This window comes from Oceanobacillus saliphilus, from assembly GCF_023522835.1.
In the GTDB taxonomy this organism is placed as follows: Bacteria; Bacillota; Bacilli; order Bacillales; family Amphibacillaceae; genus Oceanobacillus; species Oceanobacillus saliphilus.
The window spans coordinates 1-254 of the sequence record NZ_JALCZU010000250.1 but is presented as its reverse complement, the minus strand read 5'-3'; the positions used below and the strand labels follow the sequence as shown (position 1 = coordinate 254).

The following is a 254-nucleotide window of genomic DNA, read 5'->3' as shown; positions in this document are numbered from 1 at the left end:
AGCAGAGGGGCTATGCGATCTTGCATATCGATGAGTATGAGGAAGACTATTTAATACCGGTGCCTGATGTCAAAGTTAAAGGGATATGGAGTGGAGCGCCCTATCCAGAATTGCATGGAAAGTATTCCATAGTATCGTCGACTGGGATAGTTTCAGAGTTGAAGTTTGAGGGCAAGGGGATTCTTTTGGGCACCAAGCACAGCGTGCAAGCTAGGGTGTATGACATACAGAATGCTTCCGAAGATATCTACTCC

At 46.1% G+C, this 254-nt stretch carries 1 protein-coding gene; it reads left to right on the top strand.

Annotated elements, in window-relative coordinates:
• Positions 1-20: 20 nt before the first annotated feature.
• The coding region (locus MN204_RS21060) for a hypothetical protein (RefSeq protein WP_249872996.1) at positions 21-254 on the top strand (234 nt) is incomplete at its 3' end.